General features: G+C 46.7%; 24 protein-coding genes. 10 read left to right on the top strand and 14 right to left on the bottom strand.

Features of this window, described 5'->3' with window-relative positions; all coding sequences use genetic code 11:
- Positions 1–105: 105 nt before the first annotated feature.
- Positions 106–330, bottom strand: a complete 225-nt coding sequence (locus L1028_RS22525) for a helix-turn-helix domain-containing protein (RefSeq protein WP_019908812.1) — start codon at positions 328–330, stop codon at positions 106–108.
- 248 nt (positions 331–578) lie between these two features.
- Here L1028_RS22525 and L1028_RS22520 point away from each other — a divergent pair, with 248 nt between their 5' ends.
- The 8 genes from L1028_RS22520 (at position 579) to nagA (ending at position 9545) form a co-directional block, all read left to right on the top strand.
- On the top strand, positions 579–746 hold the full coding sequence (locus tag L1028_RS22520) for a hypothetical protein (protein ID WP_234539908.1): 168 nt from the start codon (positions 579–581) through the stop codon (positions 744–746).
- Positions 747–1174: 428 nt separating this feature from the next.
- Positions 1175–2074, top strand: a complete 900-nt coding sequence (gene efeO, locus L1028_RS22515) for an iron uptake system protein EfeO (protein ID WP_234539904.1) — start codon at positions 1175–1177, stop codon at positions 2072–2074.
- A 5-nt stretch (positions 2075–2079) separates the two neighbouring features.
- Positions 2080–3411: an iron uptake transporter deferrochelatase/peroxidase subunit gene (gene efeB / locus L1028_RS22510; RefSeq protein WP_279306906.1), complete on the top strand. Its 1332-nt coding sequence runs from the start codon at positions 2080–2082 to the stop codon at positions 3409–3411.
- Between the two features lie 47 nt (positions 3412–3458).
- Complete coding sequence (locus tag L1028_RS22505; protein WP_234539902.1) at positions 3459–5258, top strand: FTR1 family iron permease; 1800 nt, start codon at positions 3459–3461, stop codon at positions 5256–5258.
- A gap of 290 nt (positions 5259–5548) precedes the next feature.
- The gene (locus L1028_RS22500; protein ID WP_234539900.1) at positions 5549–6526 is read left to right on the top strand and encodes a LacI family DNA-binding transcriptional regulator; all 978 of its coding nucleotides are present in this window, start codon (positions 5549–5551) and stop codon (positions 6524–6526) included.
- A gap of 237 nt (positions 6527–6763) precedes the next feature.
- Positions 6764–7642: a MurR/RpiR family transcriptional regulator gene (locus L1028_RS22495; protein WP_234539897.1), complete on the top strand. Its 879-nt coding sequence runs from the start codon at positions 6764–6766 to the stop codon at positions 7640–7642.
- Positions 7642–8370: a glucosamine-6-phosphate deaminase gene (nagB, locus tag L1028_RS22490; RefSeq protein WP_234539893.1), complete on the top strand. Its 729-nt coding sequence runs from the start codon at positions 7642–7644 to the stop codon at positions 8368–8370. Before L1028_RS22495 ends, nagB begins: the two co-directional genes overlap by 1 nt.
- Positions 8358–9545 (top strand): N-acetylglucosamine-6-phosphate deacetylase, encoded by a 1188-nt coding sequence (nagA, locus tag L1028_RS22485; protein WP_234539891.1) that lies wholly within the window; start codon positions 8358–8360, stop codon positions 9543–9545. The genes nagB and nagA overlap by 13 nt, the downstream gene beginning before the upstream one ends.
- 81 nt (positions 9546–9626) lie before the next feature.
- On the opposite strand, the gene L1028_RS22480 is transcribed toward nagA, so the two are convergent.
- A complete protein-coding gene (locus L1028_RS22480) occupies positions 9627–10745 on the bottom strand; it encodes a YhcN/YlaJ family sporulation lipoprotein (protein ID WP_234539889.1) in 1119 nt (372 codons plus the stop codon).
- 201 nt (positions 10746–10946) lie between these two features.
- Between L1028_RS22480 and L1028_RS22475 the strand changes: the two genes are divergently transcribed.
- Positions 10947–12017 carry a glycosyltransferase family 4 protein gene (locus tag L1028_RS22475; protein ID WP_234539887.1) on the top strand — a complete coding sequence of 357 codons (1071 nt, stop codon included), beginning with the start codon at positions 10947–10949 and terminating at the stop codon, positions 12015–12017.
- 65 nt (positions 12018–12082) lie between these two features.
- Here L1028_RS22475 and L1028_RS22470 read toward each other — a convergent pair whose 3' ends face one another.
- From L1028_RS22470 to L1028_RS22415, 12 genes are all read right to left on the bottom strand, one after another.
- Positions 12083–13123 (bottom strand): glycosyltransferase family 4 protein, encoded by a 1041-nt coding sequence (locus tag L1028_RS22470; protein ID WP_234539885.1) that lies wholly within the window; start codon positions 13121–13123, stop codon positions 12083–12085.
- Positions 13120–13842: a glycosyltransferase gene (locus L1028_RS22465; protein ID WP_234539883.1), complete on the bottom strand. Its 723-nt coding sequence runs from the start codon at positions 13840–13842 to the stop codon at positions 13120–13122. The genes L1028_RS22470 and L1028_RS22465 overlap by 4 nt, the downstream gene beginning before the upstream one ends.
- 31 nt (positions 13843–13873) lie before the next feature.
- On the bottom strand, positions 13874–14449 hold the full coding sequence (locus L1028_RS22460) for a class I SAM-dependent methyltransferase (RefSeq protein ID WP_234539881.1): 576 nt from the start codon (positions 14447–14449) through the stop codon (positions 13874–13876).
- Between the two features lie 7 nt (positions 14450–14456).
- Positions 14457–15173: a glycosyltransferase gene (locus L1028_RS22455; RefSeq protein ID WP_234539878.1), complete on the bottom strand. Its 717-nt coding sequence runs from the start codon at positions 15171–15173 to the stop codon at positions 14457–14459.
- Positions 15170–16153, bottom strand: coding sequence for an SDR family oxidoreductase (locus L1028_RS22450; RefSeq protein WP_234539877.1), 984 nt, complete (start codon positions 16151–16153; stop codon positions 15170–15172). Before L1028_RS22450 ends, L1028_RS22455 begins: the two co-directional genes overlap by 4 nt.
- Positions 16150–16989: a dTDP-4-dehydrorhamnose reductase family protein gene (locus tag L1028_RS22445; RefSeq protein ID WP_234539875.1), complete on the bottom strand. Its 840-nt coding sequence runs from the start codon at positions 16987–16989 to the stop codon at positions 16150–16152. The genes L1028_RS22450 and L1028_RS22445 overlap by 4 nt, the downstream gene beginning before the upstream one ends.
- Entirely contained in the window at positions 16986–17972 is a 987-nt protein-coding gene (locus L1028_RS22440) for a polysaccharide biosynthesis protein (RefSeq protein ID WP_234539873.1), read from the bottom strand. The genes L1028_RS22445 and L1028_RS22440 overlap by 4 nt, the downstream gene beginning before the upstream one ends.
- Positions 17962–19056, bottom strand: coding sequence for a non-hydrolyzing UDP-N-acetylglucosamine 2-epimerase (wecB, locus tag L1028_RS22435; RefSeq protein WP_234539871.1), 1095 nt, complete (start codon positions 19054–19056; stop codon positions 17962–17964). Before wecB ends, L1028_RS22440 begins: the two co-directional genes overlap by 11 nt.
- A gap of 331 nt (positions 19057–19387) precedes the next feature.
- A complete protein-coding gene (locus L1028_RS22430) occupies positions 19388–20851 on the bottom strand; it encodes a glycosyltransferase family 4 protein (RefSeq protein ID WP_234539870.1) in 1464 nt (487 codons plus the stop codon).
- 245 nt (positions 20852–21096) lie between these two features.
- A complete protein-coding gene (locus tag L1028_RS22425; protein WP_234539868.1) occupies positions 21097–21276 on the bottom strand; it encodes a hypothetical protein in 180 nt (59 codons plus the stop codon).
- 19 nt (positions 21277–21295) lie between these two features.
- Positions 21296–22411: a CgeB family protein gene (locus L1028_RS22420; RefSeq protein ID WP_234539990.1), complete on the bottom strand. Its 1116-nt coding sequence runs from the start codon at positions 22409–22411 to the stop codon at positions 21296–21298.
- 51 nt (positions 22412–22462) lie between these two features.
- On the bottom strand, positions 22463–23479 hold the full coding sequence (locus L1028_RS22415; RefSeq protein ID WP_423803077.1) for a CgeB family protein: 1017 nt from the start codon (positions 23477–23479) through the stop codon (positions 22463–22465).
- A 514-nt stretch (positions 23480–23993) separates the two neighbouring features.
- Here L1028_RS22415 and L1028_RS22410 point away from each other — a divergent pair.
- Positions 23994–24755: an AAA family ATPase gene (locus L1028_RS22410; RefSeq protein WP_149644975.1), complete on the top strand. Its 762-nt coding sequence runs from the start codon at positions 23994–23996 to the stop codon at positions 24753–24755.
- The last annotated feature ends 197 nt before the right edge of the window (positions 24756–24952 follow it).

Below are 24952 nucleotides of genomic sequence, written 5' to 3'. Positions count from 1 at the left end.
TAATTCAATTTGGCAGAATCCGTAAATCAATTCGCAACAAAAAACCTTCCCTCACCTCTAGAGGTGGAGAAGGCTTAAACGCGTCACTTCCGAAGACATGGCCAGCTATATTTTCAGCTCCCCAAGCTTAATCAGCTCGACAACCGCTTGTGAACGGCCTTTAACGTTTAGTTTTTGCATTACATTGGAGATGTGGTTCCGAACTGTTTTTTCGCTGATAAATAATAAACCAGCGATATCACGAGTCGTTTTGTCCTGCACGAGAAGCTCGAAAACTTCGCGCTCACGATGAGTCAACAGAAATTTGCTGTGGTGTTCGTTCCCCTTCAATGGTGTCACCCCTCCTTGCCCTGGGTTTGTTTGGTATAACAAGGTAAAGGGATACAGTCAAAACATATTATGTATTGATGAAGTTAATGGTGCTGTCATAACTACAAAATGGGCTTAACCACCCGAAGCTTATTACACCGCTTTAGTGAGAACATTCACCCGCAAAAGCTTGAAATTCTCTTGGATAGAATCATCTCCTTACAGGGCAAACTACAACTAGTTGTTTCTTATTAAAAGGAGGTGTAAGTATGAGCAACTCGAAAAATAATGAACCTACTAAGGCAGAGGTACAAACTACGAAATTAAACAAATTGCCAGTAGCTGGTAAATTCGAACCGGAATTTTCTGCTGAGGAAGCCGCAGAAGTATTCAAAAATCATCCCACTACGGAACATGAATCCCATAATGAACAATAAAATAATGACGACACAGAATGGGCTGTCGAATAAGTAGCTTTTTCCTATAAATGAGACGGTCCGGTTAATTATAAAAATTGTAAGCAACATAAAGCAGCGATTCATCCATTATTGGAGAATCGCTGCTTTGTGTTGTTGGTCGTGGTCTGCCGCTCCTACAGTGTATTCATCATCTCCTTCTGATGCTTTCGGACCCAGATGACGTTATTTGCAAATTTATCGCCTTTTGAGCTAAGTTTCGGACTCCAGAATTAGATATATTTTTACAAACTCAACTCCCAATCCCGGGAGTTTTTTTGTCTTACAAAATATAACTATGAAATACATCACAATTTTATATTGACAGTAAATGTATACGGACTTATGATAAGTCCAGCATAAATGATAACGATTATCATTCACATATAAAAAAAGGGGTGCTTCATTCAATGAAATTCACATATGCCATGCCTGCTGGTCTTCTTGCAGCCTCCATACTATTTACCGGATGTGCCAGTAGCAACAATAACAGTAATAGCAACACTAGTAACAATAGCAACAATAACTCTGCTGCTAACAGTACCAAGGCAACAAATACATCTGATACTACTACAGCAACTGCTGCCGACTTTACATCAGCGGTTGAACAATATCGTACATATGTCATCGAGCAATGTGATGAATTTGTAAAGCAAACAGAAAATTTCACGAACGCAGTAAAAGAAGCAAAGATTGAGGATGCGAAAGCACTTTATGCGCCAGCCCGCATGTATTACGAGCGAATTGAGCCGATTGCAGAAGCACTTGGTGATTTGGATCCGAATATTGATGCCCGCGAGAATGACGTAGATGCTGCTGAATGGCGCGGCTTTCATAAGCTTGAAAAAGCACTCTGGCAGGATAACACAACCAAAGATATGACCGAAGTTGCTGACCAATTATTGAAAGATGCCCAGCTTCTACGTGCAAAAGTAGAGACCGTAGAGATCGGTGCCAATCTGCTCGTTACTGGTGCTGTAGAACTGCTTAATGAGGTTTCTTCTTCTAAAGTAACCGGTGAGGAAGAACGTTACTCCCACACAGATCTGTATGATTTCGTCGCTAATGTTGAAGGCGCCCAAAAGATATACGAGCTGTTAAAGCCAGAACTGGCGAAAAAAGATGCTGAGCTGGAAAAAACGATTGGTGAACGGTTTGCAGCCTTGCAAGCTGAGCTTGCTCCTTTCAAATCTGGAGATGGATATGTTTCCTATGAAGAGCTGAAGGAAGAAGATGTACGTAAATTGAGTCAGAATTTAGATGCCTTGGCTGAGCCATTGTCCAACATGGGAACTATTCTAGGAGTGTGATCATCATGAATAAGCAAAATAGATCTACCGGTTTACCAGCGAATGCAGAGGGTGCACCTCTCAATGAAGAATCCAAGAGCAATCTTATATTAGATAAGAAACTAAGCCGCCGCGACATGCTGCGGCTTACTGGCGCCACTAGTCTTGGTCTACTATTAGGTGGCGGAGGTGTTGGTGGAATTATGGCAGCGCGCAATGCCGTAGCTGAGCCAACAGTAACCTCCGATGCTGACTCTATTCCTTTTTACGGGAGTCATCAGGCCGGCATTCTAACCCCTGCGCAGAATTTTATTTACTTCGCAGCCTTTGATCTGACCACAACGAAGTTAGCCGATGTGAAAAAGCTAATGCAGGCATGGACAACTGCCGCAGCTTCTCTTACTACTGGCAGCCTCATAGGCAACGTCAATGACAACCCTAATCTACCACCTTCCGATACAGGTGAAGTGGATGGTTTAAACCCTTCACGCTGTACACTTACTTTTGGTGTCGGACCTTCTTTTTTTGACAACAGATTCGGTTTATCTTCCAAGCGTCCAACCCTATTAGCCGATCTTCCAGCATTTACGGGAGACAACCTGGACCCTAAGTGGTGTGGTGGAGATATTTGTGTCCAAGCATGTGCTGATGATCTGCAGGTGGCCTTCCATGCCATTCGAAATCTGGCACGTATCGCCCGTGGCACAGCCGTACTCCGCTGGACACAGGAAGGCTTCCAGCGCACAGGTACAGCCGATCCTAAAGGAACGACGCCTCGTAATCTTCTGGGATTCAAAGATGGTACAGGTAATCCTGATACCACGAATGAAGCAGAAATGAACGAAGTGGTCTGGAATAATAGCAGTGACGGTCCTTCATGGATGAGCGGCGGCACTTATATGGCAGTTCGCCGTGTACGTTTTCGAATTGAGGTCTGGGACCGTTCCTCTCTAAGCGATCAAGAAGCCACCTTCGGCCGTTATCGTCATAACGGAGCGCCTATCGGTGCTAAGGATGAATTCGATGATCTGAATCTTAAAGCGGCTGATGCTTCCGGGAAGCCCGTCATTCCGCCGGATTCACACTCTGCCTTAGCGCATGGTGACGGCACAGTCAAAATGCTGCGCCGCTCCTACTCCATTTCCAGCGGATTAGATATCGCAACAGGTCAACTCGACGCAGGATTATTATTCATCAGCTTTCAACGGGATTTAATGAAGCAATTTGTTGCGATCCAGCAGCGCCTCTCGAAAAGTGATCGGCTAAACGAATATATGACGCATACAGGCAGTGCGGTATTTGCCTGCTTCCCAGGTATTCGTAAAGGCGGGTACATCGGGGAAGCACTTTTAGGCTAATTTTTCAATCAAATGTTCCTGTCCATTATTGAAAGGGGATTATCCCGATGTACTCTCTTAATAAACGGCTGCTATCGAAGGCAGCCGTACTGATTCTGTTTAGCATCATGTGTATACTGATGCTATCTAACCCGGCGGGGGCGGAGGGCGATGGCTCGGTCGAGGAGCTGCTGCCGCCTGTCGGCAGCGCGCTCGTCGAAGCCGGCCAGAGCCGCTGGGACGCGGCCGCCGCCGATGTAGAAGCGTTCGCAGCGCTGTGGCGCACCGCGAACGCGAACACGCCGGACCCGGCACTTGCCGGTCCGGCTGCCGCCGTTGACGCCGCGCGTGCAGACGCGGCGGCGGCCCTTGCGGCGGGCGATGGTGCGCCCGCCAAAACGGCACTGTCCACGCTCGCAAGAAGCGTGGATGCGTATGTCACCGCCGCCTCCGGCACGGACGGCGGTGACACTGGAGCCGCCGGCCAGGAGACGGCGGCGAAGCTGTTGCCCGCGGCGGAGCGCACGCGGGATGCGGCGCGCAGCGCCGACTGGAGCGCGGCAGCGGCAGCATACCGCGACATCGTCAGCGGATGGAAGCCGGCAGAGCGCAACATCCGGGCCGACAATTCCGCCGTCTACAGCTTGCTGGAGACGAAGATAAGCCTGCTGCGCATTGCGCTGCAGGCAGAACCGCTCCGCGAGGAGTCGGCGAAATCAGAAGCTGAGGCCTTGTATCAGCTGCTTGCCGATTACAGTGAAGGCAAAGCAATAGATGCTGGGGATACTTCCGGTAAACCAGCATCTATTGAAGGACTGATCAGCCATCTGAGTAAAGCTGCTTCCACCGCCAAAGCAGGCAACAGCGCAGAAGCAGCTAACATCATGGAGCAATTCATCGTAGATTGGCCCTCTGCTGAAGGACAAGTACAGATCGCATCTCCAGCGGTCTATACCAATATTGAGAACGAAAGTACAGCAGTCACTGGCTATCTGCTCTCTAATCCACCTAAGCTAGATCAAGCCTTAAAGATCATGGATAATATGGTCACTGAGCTGACTCCTTTGGCTGGCGAGACAACCTATAATGCTTGGGATACTGCGCTAATTCTTCTGCGTGAAGGACTGGAGGCGATCCTCGTATTGTCTGCCCTTCTTGCCTACCTGAAACGTGATGGCAACGCAAAAGCACAGAAATGGATTTGGTCTGGTGCAGCTGTAGGACTTGTAGCGAGTATCGGATTAGCCGTTCTACTCACCTATACCATTTCCCGCGCGGCATCTGGTGGAGCACGTGAGATGATTGAAGGCATCACAGGTCTTGTAGCCGTCATTATGATGCTTACCATTGGACGCTGGCTGCATAGTAAATCAAACACCGCAAATTGGAACAACTATGTTGGACGGCAAGTGGATGGAGCATTAGCCAAGGGCAATCTCTGGTCATTGTCCTCCGTAGCAGCGCTTGCGATTTTACGTGAAGGAGCAGAAACCACCATTTTTTATGTAGGGATGGCCCCTTCCATTAAAGTGTCTCAATTGCTGCTAGGGATCGGTAGTGCTCTAGTGATTCTAGGGATTGTGGGTTACGCAATTATTGCCTTAAGTGCGAAATTGCCGATTGCCGCCTTCTTCCGTACAGCTACATTTCTTATTTACTATTTAGTATTCCGCTTTCTTGGAGAGAGCATTCACTCCCTTCAAGTCGCAGGAAAACTACCTGCACATGTACAGGATGGGTTACCTTCTATTAGCTGGCTCGGGATGTATCCAACTTGGGAAACTTTAGTTCCTCAGCTGCTTGTCCTTGCGTTTATTGTGTGGGAGATGCTACGCAATAGAGCACCAAAAGCGTCACAAACTGTATAACTACAAAGAAAAAAACGGTTGTCATCCTATAACGATGACAACCGTTTTTCGTAGCATTTATAAGAAGCTAATCCTGTGACTTTCACATTAGAAATGAAGCTAGATGTACCGGTCCGTCACGCCCGTTAGGTTACGCCGGTTTAGTCCGGTAATCCCTTGCAATTACAGTCTAATTTATGAAATGGATTCCATAGCAAGCTTTTTATTTGCGAGGTAATTTACAGACGATATGATAGAATAAAAAGACTAGACATTACACACAAGCACCAAAGGGAGGCTGTTGTTCTCAAATGGCTAATATAAAAGAAATCGCCCGTATGGCTGGTGTTTCCGTGACAACGGTCTCGCGAGTACTCAATAATCACCCTTATGTAAGTGAAGCCAAACGAACCGCTGTCTTAAATACGATTGAAAAATTAAACTACACGCGTAATATGAATGCCGTGCATCTAATTACCGGCCGTACCCATGCTATTGCCGTTATTATTCCTAATATCAACCTTTTTTATTTCTCTGTAATAATTGAAGGCTTGGCTCAAGAAGCGCTGCTGGCGCAATACCGCTTGATTCTGTGCCAGACCGATTATCGTCATGAAGAAGAACTCAAGGTTCTAGAGATGCTGCGCAACAAAGAAATTGACGGCGTAGTAATTGTATCTACGAGAATGAGCTCAGAAGTCATTGATGAATATACAGCATATGGCCCGATAGTCATCTGCCAAGATAGAGGTGAACGCCGCTTCTCTTCTGTGTATATCGAACATTATTCCGCTTTTCGCTCCGGCCTGCAATACTTGCATGATAAGGGGTATGCACAGATAGGTTACTGTGAAGGCAGACAGCATGGCAGCAGTAGTTCTATCCGGCAAATTGCCTTTAGTGACTTTCTAGCCGCTACAGGCCAGCCTTTTCAGGAAGAATGGATGATGTATAACTGTATGAATGAAGAGGATGGTGGGCGTGTACTGCACCAACTGCTGAAAATGAAGAACCGGCCCAATGCCCTAATTATAACAGGCGATCATGTGGCAGCCGGTCTAATCATCGAAGCGTGGAAGAACGGTATCCGTATTCCTGAGGATCTTGCGGTCATAGGATTTGACGATCAGCCGATCGGACGATCTTTAGGTCTAACCACCATAGATAACCAGTTACCCGATATGGGCGTTACAGCTTTTCGGATCATCTATGATCAGATCCAAAATAATGATAGTCATCCTGTACACCGTAAGCTTGAGTATCGTATTATTGAACGTTCTACGGTATAGCACGTTTCAGGTATTGTTCAAAAACGGTCCACCTCGCAGTCTTCTGTGAGTGGGCCGTTTTTATTTAATATAGAAGAGAGACTAATAATTCTCGCATATTATCCTTATTGTATTCATTTTTACCCCTTGCATCCGGATAGATTTTGTTTTATTCTGAGTATGAAAATAATTTTCTTATTTAAAGAAGTAATTTTAAAAATAATTTTAAAAAGCTACATTAGAAGTCGAGGTGGATGGATGTCCCCAATTTTATATGCACTTGAGCATGAAAAGTCCAAGCTCTCTCAAATGGAGCGCAAGCTGGCGGAACGGATCCTGTCATCACCAGGTGAAATCGTTCATATGGGCATCACAGAACTCGCGGAGCAATGCGGTATTAGTCCTGCTACTATCACACGTTTTTGTAAGGTTCTGCATTTTAAAGGCTTCCCAGATTTCAAAGTAAAGCTGGCGGCTGAAATTGCTCATAGCGATGCAGCGCCTCAGGATGGCGGTTCTTCTTATCAGGATATCGTTGCAGGTAACCCGCTTTCCGTAATTGTGGAAGCGATGCAGACGAACCACCTGACATCCATTCGGGATACTACTTCACTCCTAGATCTGGAACGATTACAAGCAGCCGTTAATTTATTGTGCCAAGCACGGCGAGTGGATCTTTACGGGATGGCGACTTCCTCCATTGTCGCACAAGATTTCTATCAGAAGCTGATCCGCATTGGCGTGAATTGCACCGCTTTCGCCGATTCCCATATGCAGATTACATCTGCCTCTTCGCTATCTGAAGGCGATGTTGTATTCGCAGTATCGTATTCCGGAGAAACCCCAGAGACCATTGATGCTTTAGCTTGTGCCAAAGGCAGCGGAGCAAGCACCATCGCGCTAACCTCTTACGGCAGCAGCACCTTGGCAACTTTGGCTGATATTCCACTCTTCTCCTCTTCTCTGGAAAAAGGAATGCGCCGAGGAGATATGGCTTCACGTATTGCCCAGCTACACATCATTGATATTTTGTTTACTGGAATGGTCAGCACCCGTTTTGGGGATTTTATTCCTAGACTGGAGCAATCTTATTTGAATGTCCAACATTACCGAAACAAACGAGGAGGTCAATCTTAATGAATATTCTTAAGTTCAATAGTGATGAAGATTTTGTACAAACGGGTGCGAATCTTATCGCCAGCCTGCTTCAAAGCAATCCAAAAGCAGTGCTCGGTCTAGCTACCGGAAGTTCCCCAGTTGGTGTTTATGCCAAATTGGTTGAAATGCACCAAAAAGGACTTGTAAGCTTCTCGAAAGCCACTTCCTTCAATCTTGATGAGTATATCGGATTGCCTGTTGATCACCCGCAGAGCTATCGCAGTTTTATGAACGAGCAATTATTCAATCATATTGATATTGACCCAGGACAGACACATATCCCTAACGGCAATGCAGCAGATATGGAAGCGGAGTGCCTCGCATACGACAAAATGCTGGAAGAGAACGGACCGGTTGACTTGCAGATCCTCGGGATTGGAAGCAACGGTCATATCGGGTTCAATGAACCAGATGACAATCTCAGCAGCAAAACCCATGTCGTTGATTTGCTTGAAGACACACGGGAAGCAAATGCCAGATTCTTCGACTCTTTGGACGATGTACCACGGCAAGCAATAACCATGGGCATCGGCGGCATTCTGAAAGCTCGCCAGATTCTATTGTTAGTACGCGGTGCTGGCAAAGCTGAAGCCATCCGGAATGCCGTTGAAGGTCCGATTACTACCCAATGCCCTGCATCTTTACTGCAGAGCCATCCAAATGTAATCGTCCTTGTAGATGAAGGAGCAGGAAAATGGCTGAAATAAATAAAGAACCAGGAAAATTACTGTTTGGTAAAGTGCTGACTCCCCAAGGATTAATTGAGCATGGCGTGATTGCCGTATCGGGTGAGCAAATTCATTATGCCGGCGAGGCAGCATGGCTTCCAGAGGTTTACGCTCACTGGCCTGCTAGTGGTGAAGCTTCCGAAGACCTGCTCATTCCTGGATTTGTAGATGTGCATGTACACGGCGGAGCTGGTCACGACTTTATGTATAGTGATGCTGAATCGCTAAATACCATCACTAAGTTTCACAGCACCCAAGGCACAACTACCATGCTGGCTACGACCATGACCGCTTCCAAGACTGCCATTGACCAAGTATTTGCCGAAATAAACGCATATCGCGCCACTGAGATGCCATACACCCAAATCGCGGGCATGCATTTGGAAGGACCGTTCATCAGCCCGAAATGGTCCGGTGCACAAAACCCTGAGCATATTGTTCTTGCCAATATTGAGTGGCTGGAACAATGGGAGAATGATTATCCAGGCATGATCCGGCAAGTCACATTGGCTCCGGAACGCGAAGGTGCACTAGAAGCTATCCTCTGGCTACGTAAGCATGGTATTACCGCTGCTCTCGGTCACACTGATGCTTCCTTTGAAGAGGTTATTGCCGCGGCAGATGCCGGATTAAATCAAGCCGTGCATATGTTTAATGCAATGACACCACTACATCACCGCAAGCCTGGAGCTGCTGGTGCTGTAATGTTCGATAAACGCATACGTGCGGAGATCATCGCCGATGGCATACATGTTCATCCGGCAGCGATTTCTCTAGTGGCTAATCTAAAAAAAGATAACAATTTGTTATTAATTACAGATGCCATGTCTGCAACTGGTCTTAGTGATGGTGAATATACAATCGGTGATTTACCTGTACTGGTTCAAAATGGCATCGCCACACTTAAAGATAACCCTGCCGCTTTGGCGGGTAGTACACTTACCATGATTCGTGGCTTCCGTTATCTCATACAAGAAGTAGGGCTCAGCCTAGAAGAGGCCTCCCGTGCTGCAAGCCTTACTCCGGCGATTTCCATTGGAATGGAGCGTTCCATCGGTACCTTGGAAGCCGGAAAACGTGGTGATATTCTGCGTCTTGACGCTGAATTGAATTTGCGAGGTGTATGGATTGGCGGTCGCCCAAGTACCATTTAGGGGGCTATATAATAAAAAAGCAACAATTCTCGCCACAAAGGTGAGGACTGTTGCTTTTTTTGTTTATAAAAAAACTATTGATTAATAATTACGCGTTGGGAAAATTCGCACAACCATCGTCCGGAATTCATCCACAAAACCCTTGATCGGATGACCCGCACGGGCCTCTTCCGCATAAACGTTAACACGCTCTACAAAGTCTGGGTTTGCTGATACATATACATCCTTAATTGTTGCATCATGGTTTTTAACTTCAGCAGCGATTTTCGCTTTAATTTCTTTAGTTACCGTATCTGTTTCTTTCATATTCATAGTGTTATTTGTATTGTTCATGTGGGTCGAATGAGTACTGTTCATGTGAGTCGAATTACTTCTGTAATTCGTACCATGCGTACTATTGGTGTAGTTTGGAGTGGTACTGCGAACGCCCATTCCAGTCCCTAAACCATTTGTCGTTCCTGTTCCTGTTCCGGTTGCGTTTCTTGTTCCCATACCCATTCCGTTACCAATACCGATCCCCATATTGACATCACGTTTCGAACCGTTGCTATTCAGCAAAGGTCCATTATTATAAGTATGGGTTCTTGTCCCAGTTGTCCCAGTTGTCCCTGTACCTGTACCTGTTCCCAGACTTCCCATTCCGGTTGTTCCATTTCTGTGAGTACCCATGCCAAGTGTTGCAGGTCCAGTGCTTGTAGTACCAGGGACTGTATTCACAGTGCCTCTTAGGGTTCCGTTCGTTCCATTCGTTACGACCCCTGTATCATTCATTCCATCGCGTCCTATTTTCACTCTTCCTGTACCCGACATTACTCCAGTCGGACCATAATTGTGAGGAACTGTAGACGATTTGGCCCGATACGATGTAGTACCTTTAGCCCGAAGACCAGTAGTTGTATCATGTAACGTTACGGCGACATACGCATTTTTACCTGCAAGCATTACGTTCGCAGTGCGAACTTCAGGCATAGCAGCAATACGATCAGCAAGTTCCTGACTAACCTCCATTTTAGTAAAATTATGCGTACCCATTGTTCCTCCGCGTACGGAGTTTACACCGATGCGTCCGTCATTAACCCCCCGGACACTATTAGTTTGCACATTAGTCTTTTCTGCCGTGTTCGTCCCACACCCTGTAATACTCACTAAGCCTAGAAGTAATGCGGCTGAGACTGACAAGCTGATCTTGGATCGCATCATGAATTCATCCTCCATCTCTATTGTTGTATGTGTGCAGCGTAACAGTCGTTAGCATGACCTTCCGAAGAACAAGCTATCCTGAAAGGATTTGGAACTATGTCTGTTTACCGTCACCTGCGAATGCACATCGGCGTATCTTATAAACAGTAAGCCGTATTTCAACGAGTCGGTATTGCTCCGCAAAAGTCAGGAGGCACGTGCATGAAAGTTTTATTCACGTTTTATATACCGAGTGGCGGGGTGGAGACCTTAAATAAGCTGCGGTGCGAGAGTCTCCAGCGTAATGGGATCGAATGTCATGTTTTATATCTAATGCCTGGTTCAGGAAGCCAGAATAAGGCTAATTTTCCGGTCTTCATTTCCTCTATAGATGAGGAGATTAAAGAAGTTCTTGAGACACATAACTATGATGCCATTATTGTTACATCCGATTATTTATTGCTTAAGCGTCTGCGTGAGCTCGGTTATGGCGGTATTTTGATATACGAATCTCAAGGACTTGGAAAACGGAGTCATGCGGAAGATCTAATCAAAGACGCTATTCCTTATTTCCGCTCCTACTGTAATGCTGTCCTAATCCCACCAACGGATCATTTACTGGAGCTGTTTATTGAAATCTGTCCATGGCTGCATCGATATGTCATTTCCAATATTGTTGATGTTCAGTCTTTTCAGCACATCCCTGCTGAGCCTCCAGCTGATCCGGTCATTGCTTGGGTCGGACGTCTGGAAAGCAACAAAAATTGGCGGGAATATTTGAGAATCGCCCATCAAATTCGCCTTCACAAACCAAACCTTCATTTATGGATGTTTCATGATCCTGAATTAGCCACAGAGGATCAAAAGCAGCTCTTCCAAGAAGAATTGCAGACCTTAGGTCTGAACGACCGTCTGAGCACCTTTACCAATATTCCAAATCATGTGATGCCGATTTATTATTCCTCCATAGCCAATTCTGGTGGGTTTCTGTTATCCACCTCGATTACAGAGGGATTTGGATATGCTGTTGCGGAAGCCATTTGCTGCACTTGTCCCGTGCTTAGCACGGATTCCGACGGCGTTAGATCTTTTATTGTGCATAATATTTCCGGTAAATTTTACCCTCTTGGAAACATCCAAACGGCCGTCAATGAAGGACTAGAGCTAATGAACAATATGCCACTGCGAAATGCACTCCGCCAGCAAGGAAGAAATTATATGGTTTCACGTTACGGTACGGAAAAATATGCGCAGTCTTTTCGTGAAATGATGAACTCCTTTGCCATCTTCTAACTGCAAAAGAACCTTCAAACCACTTTTTTGTGGATTTGAAGGTTCTTTTATAATATCGGGACATACTAAGAAGGATTTCTTGATACAATCTCAAATAGCATATTTTGAAATATTCGTGTACTTTTTTCCCAAGTGAAATCCTGTGAAACCTCTTCACCCTTACGAGCCAATCGTTGGCGTAAAGACGGATCTCTGATTAAGGTTATAATGTCATCTGCAAGCCGATTCTGAAATCGGTAGGACATTAAGCAGTTATGGCCATGTGTGCAATATTCCTTATTCCCACCGGCGTAAACCGTAACGAGCGCTGCACCACAACGCATAGCCTCGATCCCTGGTAACGAACCTGTATCATACGTGCTCGAACTTACAAAAATGTCGCTCTCACTATAGTGGAAACAGAGTTCTGTATCATTCGCTGGAGTTCTTATTTGATAACGTTCGTCGTTCACTAGGGCTTGTAGCGTTGCAGATTCCGCTTGTTCTCCGGGAGGAGAAATTAAATATATTTCAACCTCTGGATGATGGGCTTTAACCTTGTTTAATTGCTGAAGTAAATAATCCTGCTCACGGTGAGCTGAGAATCCACCCTCTGGTTTGCGCATAATCGCGGAAATTACCAGCCTTTTATTACGATCACGGATTTTCATATTATTAAAAACAGGACCTACCCCGATCGGCACGATTCTCCCTTTAATTCCATGGTTCATCTGGACAATTCCTTGTTGCCAGTGTGATAGAACGAGTAGGTTAGGTGCAATATTATACGATGAAAAAGAACGGCTATTGTCAGGTAAAAAGGTAGGCTCATAACAAAACGCCAATCGAACATGAATACCTTTCCCCTCTTCACTTGCCCGCTGTGATACCTCGACTGTGGTATAGAAGTTGGAGATAATCACATCTCCTGCAGGAAAATCGCTTACTGCCAGTTCTCCTTCTTTTGCATAGATCAGTTTGCATTTCATCTCGTATTCTACGACACCATCGCTGGGTAAGAGGATCGTCACTTCATGACCCATCTCTGTCAGACGATTAGCCAGCTCCGTGAGCATACGCTGCGCCCCGCCCCTAGTTAGAGTTAGAACAGGAAATATTAATTTCATTTCCCTCTCTCCTTTTGCAACAAGCGTGATAGAACCCGGCGATGTCTTGCTTGTACCTGCTCAATCTCCTTTTTCTGCTCCTCTTTGTGAATCACTGAGCCCATTTCATTATGAACTCGGTAATCAAGCAGCGGTTCCTCTATATAAGACCATGTATAAAACGGCAAAATACGCAGCCAAAGATCATAATCTTGTGTATACAACAATTTCTCATTGAATCTCCCTACTGTGCGGAAGATATCCATATGGAGAAGAACCGTACTTCCATTCACCGGACAGCCTAACATCATCGTCTCAATAAAATGTGCCCTGCTGTCAAAAATCATACTTATCGTCTCGGAAATCCGCTCACCCTGCTCGTTTATATAATAATAGGCTGTATAATTAAACAAAGTATCTGTGCTCTTGAGCATTTGCATCTGGTGATTAATTTTATTCGGATGAAATAAATCGTCAGCACTTAGCCAGGCAAAATAAGTTCCAGTAGCCACTTCTATCCCTTTGTTTAGCGCGGAGGCGGTTCCTCCATTGCTTTTTCGTATATAAATAATCTTATCCCTGAAGGGCTCAAGCTTCTCCATCCAAAGGGTAGCCCCATCATCGATTACAATGATCTCTATGTTCGAATAACTTTGTTCCAAGACGCTTTGGATGGCGAGATCCACATATGGACAGTTATAAAAAGGAATGATCACCGACACTTTAGGTTCTTTATTCATGCGCTCACCTCCTTCACCTGAAGCTCGGCCTTTATACTGTTTTGCAAGCCAATAAGGCATCTACCGGGGCATGCCCTTCACCAAACGCCTCACGAAACGATGGATTTTGAGCATGATGAAAGCCTTTAAGTACAGTTACAGCATACCCCAGCTCCATAAAGTCCTCTGGCTCCCATCCGCTCCGGTGCTTTTGATAATGTTCTCCTTGCAAGTGATAATGGTCCATTCCCTCCTGCGGAAAAAAACCCCGAGGTGTAAACACGACTACACGATTATAGGCGATTCTTTCTGCCATCTGGAGTAATCTCTGTCCTTCCTTCCTTTCAAAGTGTTCTATGGAATCGATAAAAGTGACTGCTGAGAACGTATTAGGAAGGAATAATTTATCCATATGAGAAGCATCCCCGTGCACCGGAATAATATGAGGTGATTTATATTCACGATGCAGTAGGTAAGGTCTGTGAATTTCTAGCCCAAGAACTACTTGAGCTTCATACCGTTCAAGCAGGGTACCGGTGCCGCTGCCGATATCCAGTATACTTTCACAAAATTTCAACTGATCCAATAAGATTGGTAGAAAGTCATTCACTTCAATTTCCCGGTACATAACCTTCTCACCCCCCCATCGAAGAGATCAAGTGCTGGAGCGGACCCTTGTAGCGAGCGTTAGTTGCAGCTGCCTCTGCCATAATTACATCGTAATACTTAAGCGTCCCCATCCCTTCATGATTACGGTAAGCGGTGAGTGACTGATTCAGCATCACGGGTGCATATCCGTTCAGAATCGCACGGTACCATAAATCATAGTCATGTGTATAGGGAAGTGATTCATCAAAAAGCCCAATCGCTCCAAATACCTCTCGTTTGAACATGACCGTGCAGCCATTAATAGGGTTCCCCTGTAAAAAACAACGTAAATACTCGAGGTGACTAGGAAATAATAGTGCTGCATTCATCTGGAGTAACTGGGATTGACCGTTAATAAAATTGAAGTTGGTATAGGAGATCAACAAACGGTTCTGCTCCATGAACAGCACCTGATTATTGATTTTGTCTCGGTAAAATAAGTCATCTGAGCTGAGCCAAGCCACATAGTCTCCGCTTGCATGCAAGATGCCGTGATTCAGTGCAGAGGCGGTTCCTCCGTTACTTTTCCCTAAATAATGAATTCGCGGAAAATACGGTCTAATCAGATCTGTGTGAACGGTCGAACCGTCATCGACGACGATGATCTCGTAAGGTTCCCAAGACTGTGTAAGCACACTTTGCAAGGCATGCTCTATATAAGGGCAGTTATAAAAAGGAATCACTACCGATACTTTCGGTCTCATAACATCCGTCCTTCCCAGTGCACGCGGCAATAGTCCAAAATATCTGTTAAGGACTGGCTAAACTCAATTCCCGGCTTCCAGCCTAATGAAGTTACATTTTCTTCAGGTGTTGCAGAGGCATCTGAAGTTGTTAGTTTATCCCCCGCCACTCCGTTAACAGGAATAGAGAGAGCAGCTTGTTCTGGTCCCCAGTCCATCGGAATTGAAGTACTGGAGCAGCTTATCAGCTGCTCCGCAATATCCCCAAGTTGCCGCTGTGTCCCTGAATCAATTCGATAAATGATTCCATTAGTTCCTTCGCGCAATATAAAATCATAAGCTCTTACAGCATCGCGTACATCTAGAAAATCACGTAATGCATAGCGAGAAGAAAGTTTAAAGGGAGGGATTTCTTCGCCTGCATGCACTTCACTACGAACAATATGCTGTGCCAATAATGAGCAGAAACCCGTAGAAGGACCGGGACCGATTAGGTTGCAGGGCTCAGCCAGCAGAACGGGCTGTTTAAACAGCGTCCCCCAAGCTAAAGACACCAGCTCTTCTATTGTTTTGCTGAGGCTGTATGGGTGTGGTGGCCCTGCCACCACACCCGGTTTGAATTTAAGTCGCGAGCCAGCTACAAGAATTCGACTGGTAGGTAGACTTCGCATGGCTTCTAGCAAATATAACGTAGCCATCACATTCGTCTCCATATAGAGCAAAGGGTTGCGCCAAGACTCGGGCACCGAGTTGTTTCCTGCCAAATGAAGGACAGCCTCCGGTGTAGTTTCCTTGATCATCTCAGCTACGGCCTTCCGATTGCTTAAATCACAGTAATAAACCTTCACTCCTTCTGGAAACAAAGCGGAAGCCAGGGCACCCGCTGTCGATGACGGACGCACCACAGCGGTAACCTCAGCGCCTCCTGCCAAGAACAAATGAACAGCATGTCGACCAGTGAATCCGGCCGCCCCGGTGATTAGTAGTTTTTGACCTTTCATGGGGACATCTCTGACTGTTTCATCCAGTCAGCTAGTTCTTGCAGCATCAATGGGTACGAAGGCAACGGCAAATTAACATCCGTTCTTGTATTCACTAATGTTCGATCTTGAACATGTTCATCCTCAGGGATGATTTCCACATCCTCTTTATGAAAAGCAGCCTGAATATGCTGAAGGAGCTCATACTTACTTACCGGCTTCGGATGCGCTAAATGGATCAGCCCCGATACCGTAGAATCCAGCAGCGTATCCATTGCCTTAGCTAATTGGAGTGTAGTGACTCCGTTCCAAATCACCCGGCGGTATCCTGACACTTGACCATGCTGTGCCAGAAACCAATCCATCAAACCAATACCGTCTGGGCGGATTTCTGGACCGATAATCGAAGTGCGGATCGTAAGATGCCCAGGTTGCTGCACCTCGCCAAGACTTTTCGAAATTGCATAGGCAGAGGTTCCATCAGGAATATCCTCTTCTGTGTACCCCCCGCGTGTTCCTTCGAACACGCAGTCGGTACTGATGTGAATAAGTCTCGCATGGATAGCTTCCGCCATCCGCCACAAGTGATGAGGGAGAAATCCATTTACGTGATAAGCCCCTATTTTGTCACGTTCTGCAAATTGATTGAGTACCCCCATCGCATTAATGATGCAATGAGGGGAGACGATATCGACCAGCTTCTCTACTCCGGCTATATCGTTCGCGTCTACATACAGCCCGCCAAGATCGCTCTTATCCCGGGTTGTATGGAAGACGTGATGCTTGCCCTGGCGGCGAAAATAATCCGCCAGCATATGCCCCGCCATACCGTTTCCACCAAGGATAAGCAGCTTCATTGCAGAAACCCTCCCCGGATCAAGATGCTTTTGATCTCTTCCCGATCCATTAGATTCGTCTCAGAACTGAAGCTATTAAAGGAGACATGAGGATAAGCGCTATAATGTGCTTTTAATTCTGGCATGTTCAACGTAGGGAGAATCACTAGATACTGTTCATCGTAGACAACGGTTGTTAAGCTTTCGAAATCGCTCATTAGAATCTCGTGTATTTTCTCCCCCGGACGAATTCCAGTCTCAATAATACTTACATTCGGCTCTCCAGAGGCCTCGATTAACACCTCCGCCAGGTCGATAATCCGGCAAGTAGGCATCGTCATGACAAAGATTTCTCCACCTAAGCTAACCTCAGAAGCTTTAAATAACAAAGTAATCGCATCGCGTAGTGTGAAAAAGAAGCGGGTCATTTTCATATCGGTAATACGTACCTGTCCCTTGTCCTTGATCTGCTTCATGAACAAATGTACTACGCTGCCGTTCGTTCCGAGCACATTACCTCCACGTACGGTTACAAAACGGGTATTCGAGCCAATTAGATTGGCATAGACGAACAACTTTTCCCCAATCGCTTTGGTCATCCCATAGAAATTGGACGGGTTCGCAGCCTTATCGGTTGAGATGTAAATAGCTTTCTCTACGCCATTCACAATGGCAGCTTCAATCACATTCTGGGTTCCGACTACATTGGTTTTCAGTGCTTCATAGGGCTGATCTTCACAGACCGGAACATGTTTGAGCGCCGCCAAATGGAAGATGTAATCAACGCCACGGCAAGCGGCGACCAGCGCATCCTTGTCGCGGATATCACCAATGATAAAGCTGAGACGTTGATCCTCGAACTCCCGGCTCATCGCCACCTGAGCGGACTCACTGCGGGAGAATACGATGATTTCCTTAGGATTTTGCGGCAGAAGTTGCCTAATCAGCTCATGCCCCCAGGAACCGGTGCCGCCTGTGACCACAATCCGTTTATTATTGAACATGCAGGTTCCCTCCAAGCAAAAATTTAACTACCTTTACCGAAACATCCGGAGTTAAGTAACCTTCCGGAGCCTCCCAATCCCGACGAAGCGCCGTCATCAGCTTGACGCTACGTAGAATACTTTTCTGGTCAACACCTGACACCACGTTACTTCCGCAATCTACCGTTTCGGGACGCTCCGTTGTTCTGCGAATCGTGACGGTCGGCACTTTCATCAAGCAGCATTCCTCCTGTACGGTTCCACTGTCGGTAATGGCACACAAGGCGTGCTGTTCCAAATAAACAAAATCAAAAAATCCGAAGGGCTCATGAAATTCAACGAGAGGGTTCATTGGAAGAGAAAATTGCTCAGTTAGTTTGGAGCGGGTGCGAGGATGAATGCTGCATATTAAACGAATTCCAAAATGCTCAGCCACTTCGTTAAGACCTGACATAATTTGTACAAGGGACTCTGGATCATCTACATTCTCTGCACGATGTGCTGTTACAAGGAAATACTGCCCTGAGGTAAGATTCAGCTGCTCCAGAATGCTGCTAGCCTGAATTTTTTGTTCAAAATGAGTCATGACCTCATGAATCGGATTTCCTGTTAACACAATACGTCTGCTAGGGAAGCCTTCGCTGATTAGATGTCTTTTGCTCTGCTGTGTATATGGCATATTAATGGTCGAAACGGCATCTATGACACGGCGGTTTTTCTCTTCGGGCACTTTTAGGTCATAGCAGCGGTTGCCTGCCTCCATATGCACCACCGGAATACCCATTCGTTCGGCCAAAATTGCGCATAACGCGCTATTCGTATCCCCCAGAAGCAAGACACGGTCTGGCTGTTCTTTCTGTAAAATGCTCTCTAGCCCTCCGAACATGGCGGCTAGCTGACCGCCGAGTCCTGCTTGCCTATCCTGCAGTACATAATCCGGCGCCCGCAATCCTAGCTCAGCAAAGAAAATGCCGCTGAGACTGGCGGTGAAGTTCTGGCCGGTATGCACCAGAATGTGCCGCTCAGCATGTTCGTCGAGAAGCGGAATGATAACACTGAGGCGGATGATTTCAGGCCTCGTGCCCAAAATCGTCATGATCTTCATGAGTTCACTCCTCTGCCTATTTGATGATGGTCTGACTTGGCTCAGTCGGGTGGACTGAGACTGCTAGAAGCGCGTGTTGGGCTTTTAGCAGGATTGGTAGAATAGCAGATTGGGACAATCTACGGGATTTGTACCGTTTATTTGGCGGTTTCAGCTGGATTTGCGACAATCTGGGGGATTTATACCCCTCTTTTCTCTCGTTTGGCCAAATTCGCGACAATCTAGGGCATTTATACCCCTCTTTTCTCTCGTTTGGCCGGATTTGCGGCAATCTGGGGCATAAATGCCTCGCCATTCGCTCAGCTTGCCACCTTCGCGGCGAGCGAGGCACTTACGCTGCGCGCCGCCGCCCACCCCGGCGGGCTCGGCGGCGCTTGCCCCCGGCGGTGCTCCGCCGCCGGACAGAACCCTTACGCCGCTTGCGAGCAGCGCGGCGCAAAACCAACGGGCGCCCGCGTCGCCGGCGCGCCCGGGCTTTGCCGCGTCGCTTGCGGGCGACGCGGCTCAGCAGGCCCTTGCTTCGCGGCAAAGCCGGCGACGCAAGGGGCAATTCAGGCAGGACAGCGGATGGTTCCACTACGCTGTCAGCCTCGCGCACCGGCGGTGCGCTGCAATAGCGGAGGCTCCACATCTCCGCAAGACCCTGCAGGCGGCTCCGATAAGCCGCTGGACCATAAACGGCGTCGACGCGCTCCCGCGCTTGGGCGCCTATGGTTATCGCCAGTCCCGGCTGCGCCAGCATGACGTTGACTCTTTCGGCCAACGCGGAAATGTCCGACGCGGGTACGAGATTTTCGCCGCAGCCTGCTGCGTGCAGGATTTCCCGCAAGCCCCCAGAGTCGTAAGCGACCACGGGCTTTCCAAAAGCCATTCCTTCCAAAGCAGTCATTCCGAAGCCTTCGCGGATCAGGCTGGGAACAACCAGCACATCCATTGCGCAATAAGCAGATGGAAGGCATTCAGCATAACCAACAAATTTAAATCGGGTATACAGTCCCTCAAGCTTTACCTTGCGGACACAGCGATCATAGTAGCTTTTGTCACCAGCTGAACCTATGACAACAAATTTCGCACTAGGATGGACTGCGTACACAAGCACAGCCATTTTCACAAAATGTTCCAATCCTTTTTCCGTATTAATAAAGGAAGAAATATAACCGACCAGCTGCTCCTGCGGTTTAATCTTTAGCTCTCGCCGTCGTTCGCCCCGAAGCTTACTCCAAGCCTCAATCATCATTTCTTTGTCATTCCAAGAAGGCGGAAGCTGGATCACTTTCTCCGCTCTGACTTCCTCTGGAAAGCAAGCTGCTGCCGTTTGTGAAATAGCCAGAATCTCATCACTATTCCGATGAATCAGCTCTACACTAATGGGTGTATATTCATTGTCTGTTATCGTCTCTGATATTTTCCATATCACCGGAATGCCCAGTGACTTGGCAGCCATTGCTGGCAAAGCATGCACACAGGTACTTGTAATAATAAACGCCGGGCGCAGAGAGGTCAGCCAGTCTGTTAATTCGTGATACTCCCTGCCTTCCTGGAATTTACGAGCATCTGCCTCGAGCCCTCCATAAGGAGTGTACATTCCGTATAAAAGAGGAATCGAGAGCAAATGTACACTTATTCCGAAGCTTCGAGCCTGAGCAGTCAGCTTGCCGTCCTGAGGTGCAACGAGAATACAATTAAAGTACGGAGAAAGCTCCTGAGCGAAAAACAACAACAGCTTCTCCGCTCCGGTAATACTGCGTGTATTGGATACATGTGAAAAGAGGACGATTGTAGCTTTATCAGCCATGGCGTTTCGGCGCTCCCTAACGAGGGCCTGGAGCAGCCATTCACCTCCCTAAAAGTTTTACGAAGCGTTGCTCAAGTTTCTTACTCCGTAGTAAAACTCGCTTCGAAAGCATCCGCTTAGTTTTACAAAGCTTTACTCAAGTTTCTTACTTCGCAGTAAAACTCGCTTCGATAGCATCCGCTTAGTTTTACGAAGCGTTGCTCAGTCTCTTACTCCGTAGTGAAACTCGCTTCGGAAGCATTATCTTAGCCCGAGCCTCGCCCTCTCAGCCCATACTCACCTTTCCTCCGCTCAGCTAATCCAAGCCGCTCCATCAGCTTCTTTTCATCAGGTTGCAGGCATATGCTGAGGTCTGGTTCTACAGTATATCGAGGAAGAACAGATGCCGGCACGACACCTGTCCCCTGCAAAGCGCACATTTCCATATCCAGTTCAGGCCCAAGTCTAGCCGTAGATTACTTGTAGCATCTGGTAAATACGTTTTGCGTAAGTGTGATCCTTGAGCGTCCGTTCAAAAGCGCGCAACGCGATCGCCCGGCGTTCCTCCTCATGGGTTAAGTAATAACGGATCTTATCCATCATTTCCTGAGGACTCGCAAAGGTCACAATTTCTTCATCCGGTTTGTAGAAAGATCCCATATCATCTCTGGCATCTACTAATTGCAACGTGCCCGTTGCTGCAATTTCAAAGGTACGCGGATTCGGAGAAACGGCTGGAATCGAGAGCGTATTATTGTTAACTACTTCATCAATGTGTGAGCGGTGGAGGTTAATGACGATTTTGGAGCCGCTGTAAGCTACCGCCGTCTCTTGTGGGGACATCCATTTGCCAATTTCAATACGGTCACCGTAGAGCGGAGCCTCAGGCAGACGATCCCACCAGATTCCGTTAATCACCGTGTTATAGTTCATTAGGTCAGGGAGAATCTCACGGAAGAAGTTGACCCGGTTCCAATAGGCGGAGCCAATAAAGCTAACTTCCCGATTGACTGACGAACGTGTTGTAGTAGGACGGTAATGCTCCAGGTGAGCAGCAAAAGGGAGATAATGGACCTCAGGGCAACCAAGTCCCCGATAGAAATCAATACAATTACGTTCAAGTGTGAATACAAAATCGTAGTGAGCCACAATCTTGACCGTAAAGTCAGTGTAATATGGATCATCAGTAAGCCAAATAGCTGTCCGAATGCCACTAGTGCGTATAGCATCGATCTGCTCAAGAGGTAAATCCATACCGTCTAGCACCAATACCAGATCCGGTCTTTGCGCTGCAGTCAGTTCTACTAGATTTTGACGCACATCCGTAATCGTGACTTGAGCTGTTAATTTTTGCAGTGCGCAAAGAACCGCATCATCTAAAGGAGAGTAAGGGTAGCCTTTGCCAGAAGCGACATACATGACATGAATATCCCGTACAGGAAATACTTCTTCAGACCGACCATTCAGGATCGCAAGGCGCCCCCGTAAATAGCCCTCGTCATAACCACCCTTAAAACCACTCAGACGACCACGCAGCTTTTCTTCCTCTGGAGGTGTCAGAGGTAATGGTGGTGTAGGCATAATAAATTCATTATTGTTCATAATCCTCGCTCCTTTATCCCGTTATAGATTTCATACACGTGAAGCAATCACATTCAGTAAATGAGGCAAACGTGCAGTGAATGTATGGTTGCGCATGGTAGTCCGTAATCCCCGTAAAGCATAGATTCGACGCTCTTTTTCATGCTTCAGATAGTACTCAATCTTCTGCTGCAATTCCTTAGCGGAGAAAAAAGTATCCAGATCATAACCAGGCCGATAATAATTCCCCAGATCCTCACGAACATCCGTAAGCTGCATAGTACCGCAGGCACTGATCTCATAGGTGCGCGGATTAATAGAACGAGAAGGAAGGCGGTAGCTATTCCGGTTATCCTGACCCTCTTCCCACGGGCGGTGAATATTAATGACTATTTTTGCACCACTGTAGTAGTTCGCCGTCTCCTCAGGCGGGATAAAACCATTGCTGATAAAAGGTGCAAGTTGATCATAGGTTGCAAGGCGTTCCCAGAACCCCCCAGCGATAAGCACTTTCTTTCCCTTAAGATAAGGTGCCAGTTCGTCGAACAGCTCTGTCCGATTACGAAATGCATTACCAATAAATATAATGTCATACTGATATTTCGGGCCGGTGCGCCGTGGGTAGAACATCTTTGGATTGACACATAGTGGCAAATAATGAACCGATGACACCCCAAGGGATTGATAGAACTCCACACAACCCAGCTCATGTGTAAATACGTGATCATAATGCCTGCAAATGACTGAAGTATCCTCTGTAAAATAAGGATCATCTACAAACCAAATGGCGGTTGGGATACCTAGCTTTCTTATCTCCGAAATCTGTTCTAAATGATTTTCCGGGAATACATGAAGCCCATTCATCACTAGCACTGCCCCAGGCATTTCCCGTGCCGCGGTTTCCAGCATCGTTTCAGGAGTGCTTATTACAAGCTCACTTACAAGCTGCTGCAGCGCCTCTGTTACGCCAGTGTCGATTGCCTGAAATCCTTGAGGAACATACATTAACTTAAATGGTCGGCAGGCTTCGACCCCTGGAGTATTCAGACGCTGCACAGCCTCACACATGCCAAGACGATATCCTTCGTGATAACCGTCGCGATATTCCCGCGGACGCTTGTGTTTTTTTCTCTTTCTCGCTTTCACGGCCTTCACCCTGCCCCGTCGTATTCTCAAGACAGTATAACTATATGCGGAGTCAGCACTCGCCTCATGGACATCTGTCTTTACTAGAACTAAATTGGCAGATGTCCCCTGTCTTTTGCCTGGCTTGCCCGAACCTTAGATGATTTCATCCACTCACAGGATGCTGGTATACTATAAGAGGTTGTTCAAAAAGTCCGCTTTTGATCACGAAGTATCCCAAGAAGATTACTCGACATCGAATATTGAATTCAGGCGAAACTTCCGGTGCTCACGTAGCTTCCACTACGCTCCGCTCCTCAGTTTCTACCTTCTTTCAATCTTCTCGGTGCTGAAAACCATACTTTTAGAACACGCACTATAAAGGCCTAGCTTGAGACTTACATCTCGTCATATCTGAGCGAAAATGATTATTTATGGCATTCACAAGGGGGACACTATGAATAACACCACGTTGTACTTGCGCCATGCAGAACTGCTTCGTGATCAGGTTCCATCATTCCAAACCTATCCATTTCATCTGCCAGCCGTAAGAACACTGGATCGGCTTATTTTTCAAAAGCCAGTAACCTTTCTTGTCGGGGAGAATGGCACAGGGAAATCTACCTTGCTAGAGGGAATTGCTGCTGCATGGGGCTTTAACCCTGAAGGCGGAACACTTAACTTCTCTTTTAATACTCGTTCCTCGCATTCGAGTCTATATGAGTATTTTAGAATTGCTAGAGGGGTTAGACGTCCGAAGGACGGCTTTTTTCTACGCGCGGAGAGCTATTATAATGTGGCTTCCTACATTGATGAATTAGATGAACAACCTAGTTTTGGTCCACCAATCAAGAACTCCTATGGAGGCAAGTCTCTGCACGAGCAGTCTCACGGAGAGTCTTTTTTCGCAGCGTTCGTTCATCGTTTCGGAGGCCGCGGACTTTATATCCTTGATGAACCTGAAGCAGCTTTATCTCCTCTGCGGCAAATGTCTCTGCTGGTGCGTATGCATGAGCTAGTGCAACAGGATTCACAGTTTATTATCGCGACCCATTCTCCCATTCTAATGTCCTATCCGGGAGCTGAGATTTTTCTTCTAGAAGGTGAGGGTATAAGGTCTGTCGCCTTGGAGGAAACAGAGCACTATACCGTGACCAAAGCATTTATGAATGACCGCCAGGGCATGCTGCGTGAGCTATTAGAGGATGAACAAGCATAAACGCCTTCGGCGTCCCTATAAGGATGGTAAGCGTTTAAGCGAGAAATATAAGGATAATTTACAACATGGAACATATAAATTCTTATATTTATCAAGTAGGAGGGGGCGGCAAGCCCCCGTCCTCTCACACCACCGTACATGCGGGTCCGCATACGGCGGTTCCAAAAGGTTAACAAAGTTCCAGATAACGTGAAAGC

The sequence above is a fragment of the Paenibacillus pseudetheri genome (assembly GCF_924513355.1).
Taxonomy (GTDB): Bacteria; Bacillota; Bacilli; order Paenibacillales; family Paenibacillaceae; genus Paenibacillus_AQ; species Paenibacillus_AQ pseudetheri.
This window is presented reverse-complemented; position numbering and strand designations above follow the sequence as displayed.

What these genes read in the sequence shown, in the direction of transcription:
- L1028_RS22520 (WP_234539908.1), top strand. Translation starts at nt 579, where the DNA reads ATGAGCAACTCGAAAAATAATGAACCTACTAAGGCAGAGGTACAAACT.
- efeO (WP_234539904.1), top strand. Translation starts at nt 1,175, where the DNA reads ATGAAATTCACATATGCCATGCCTGCTGGTCTTCTTGCAGCCTCCATA.
- efeB (WP_279306906.1), top strand. Translation starts at nt 2,080, where the DNA reads ATGAATAAGCAAAATAGATCTACCGGTTTACCAGCGAATGCAGAGGGT.
- L1028_RS22505 (WP_234539902.1), top strand. Translation starts at nt 3,459, where the DNA reads ATGTACTCTCTTAATAAACGGCTGCTATCGAAGGCAGCCGTACTGATT.
- L1028_RS22500 (WP_234539900.1), top strand. Translation starts at nt 5,549, where the DNA reads ATGGCTAATATAAAAGAAATCGCCCGTATGGCTGGTGTTTCCGTGACA.
- L1028_RS22495 (WP_234539897.1), top strand. Translation starts at nt 6,764, where the DNA reads ATGTCCCCAATTTTATATGCACTTGAGCATGAAAAGTCCAAGCTCTCT.
- nagB (WP_234539893.1), top strand. Translation starts at nt 7,642, where the DNA reads ATGAATATTCTTAAGTTCAATAGTGATGAAGATTTTGTACAAACGGGT.
- nagA (WP_234539891.1), top strand. Translation starts at nt 8,358, where the DNA reads ATGGCTGAAATAAATAAAGAACCAGGAAAATTACTGTTTGGTAAAGTG.
- L1028_RS22480 (WP_234539889.1), bottom strand. Translation starts at nt 10,745, where the DNA reads ATGATGCGATCCAAGATCAGCTTGTCAGTCTCAGCCGCATTACTTCTA.
- L1028_RS22475 (WP_234539887.1), top strand. Translation starts at nt 10,947, where the DNA reads ATGAAAGTTTTATTCACGTTTTATATACCGAGTGGCGGGGTGGAGACC.
- L1028_RS22470 (WP_234539885.1), bottom strand. Translation starts at nt 13,123, where the DNA reads ATGAAATTAATATTTCCTGTTCTAACTCTAACTAGGGGCGGGGCGCAG.
- L1028_RS22465 (WP_234539883.1), bottom strand. Translation starts at nt 13,842, where the DNA reads ATGAATAAAGAACCTAAAGTGTCGGTGATCATTCCTTTTTATAACTGT.
- L1028_RS22460 (WP_234539881.1), bottom strand. Translation starts at nt 14,449, where the DNA reads ATGTACCGGGAAATTGAAGTGAATGACTTTCTACCAATCTTATTGGAT.
- L1028_RS22455 (WP_234539878.1), bottom strand. Translation starts at nt 15,173, where the DNA reads ATGAGACCGAAAGTATCGGTAGTGATTCCTTTTTATAACTGCCCTTAT.
- L1028_RS22450 (WP_234539877.1), bottom strand. Translation starts at nt 16,153, where the DNA reads ATGAAAGGTCAAAAACTACTAATCACCGGGGCGGCCGGATTCACTGGT.
- L1028_RS22445 (WP_234539875.1), bottom strand. Translation starts at nt 16,989, where the DNA reads ATGAAGCTGCTTATCCTTGGTGGAAACGGTATGGCGGGGCATATGCTG.
- L1028_RS22440 (WP_234539873.1), bottom strand. Translation starts at nt 17,972, where the DNA reads ATGTTCAATAATAAACGGATTGTGGTCACAGGCGGCACCGGTTCCTGG.
- wecB (WP_234539871.1), bottom strand. Translation starts at nt 19,056, where the DNA reads ATGAAGATCATGACGATTTTGGGCACGAGGCCTGAAATCATCCGCCTC.
- L1028_RS22430 (WP_234539870.1), bottom strand. Translation starts at nt 20,851, where the DNA reads ATGGCTGATAAAGCTACAATCGTCCTCTTTTCACATGTATCCAATACA.
- L1028_RS22425 (WP_234539868.1), bottom strand. Translation starts at nt 21,276, where the DNA reads ATGGAAATGTGCGCTTTGCAGGGGACAGGTGTCGTGCCGGCATCTGTT.
- L1028_RS22420 (WP_234539990.1), bottom strand. Translation starts at nt 22,411, where the DNA reads ATGCCTACACCACCATTACCTCTGACACCTCCAGAGGAAGAAAAGCTG.
- L1028_RS22415 (WP_423803077.1), bottom strand. Translation starts at nt 23,479, where the DNA reads ATGTGTGAGGCTGTGCAGCGTCTGAATACTCCAGGGGTCGAAGCCTGC.
- L1028_RS22410 (WP_149644975.1), top strand. Translation starts at nt 23,994, where the DNA reads ATGAATAACACCACGTTGTACTTGCGCCATGCAGAACTGCTTCGTGAT.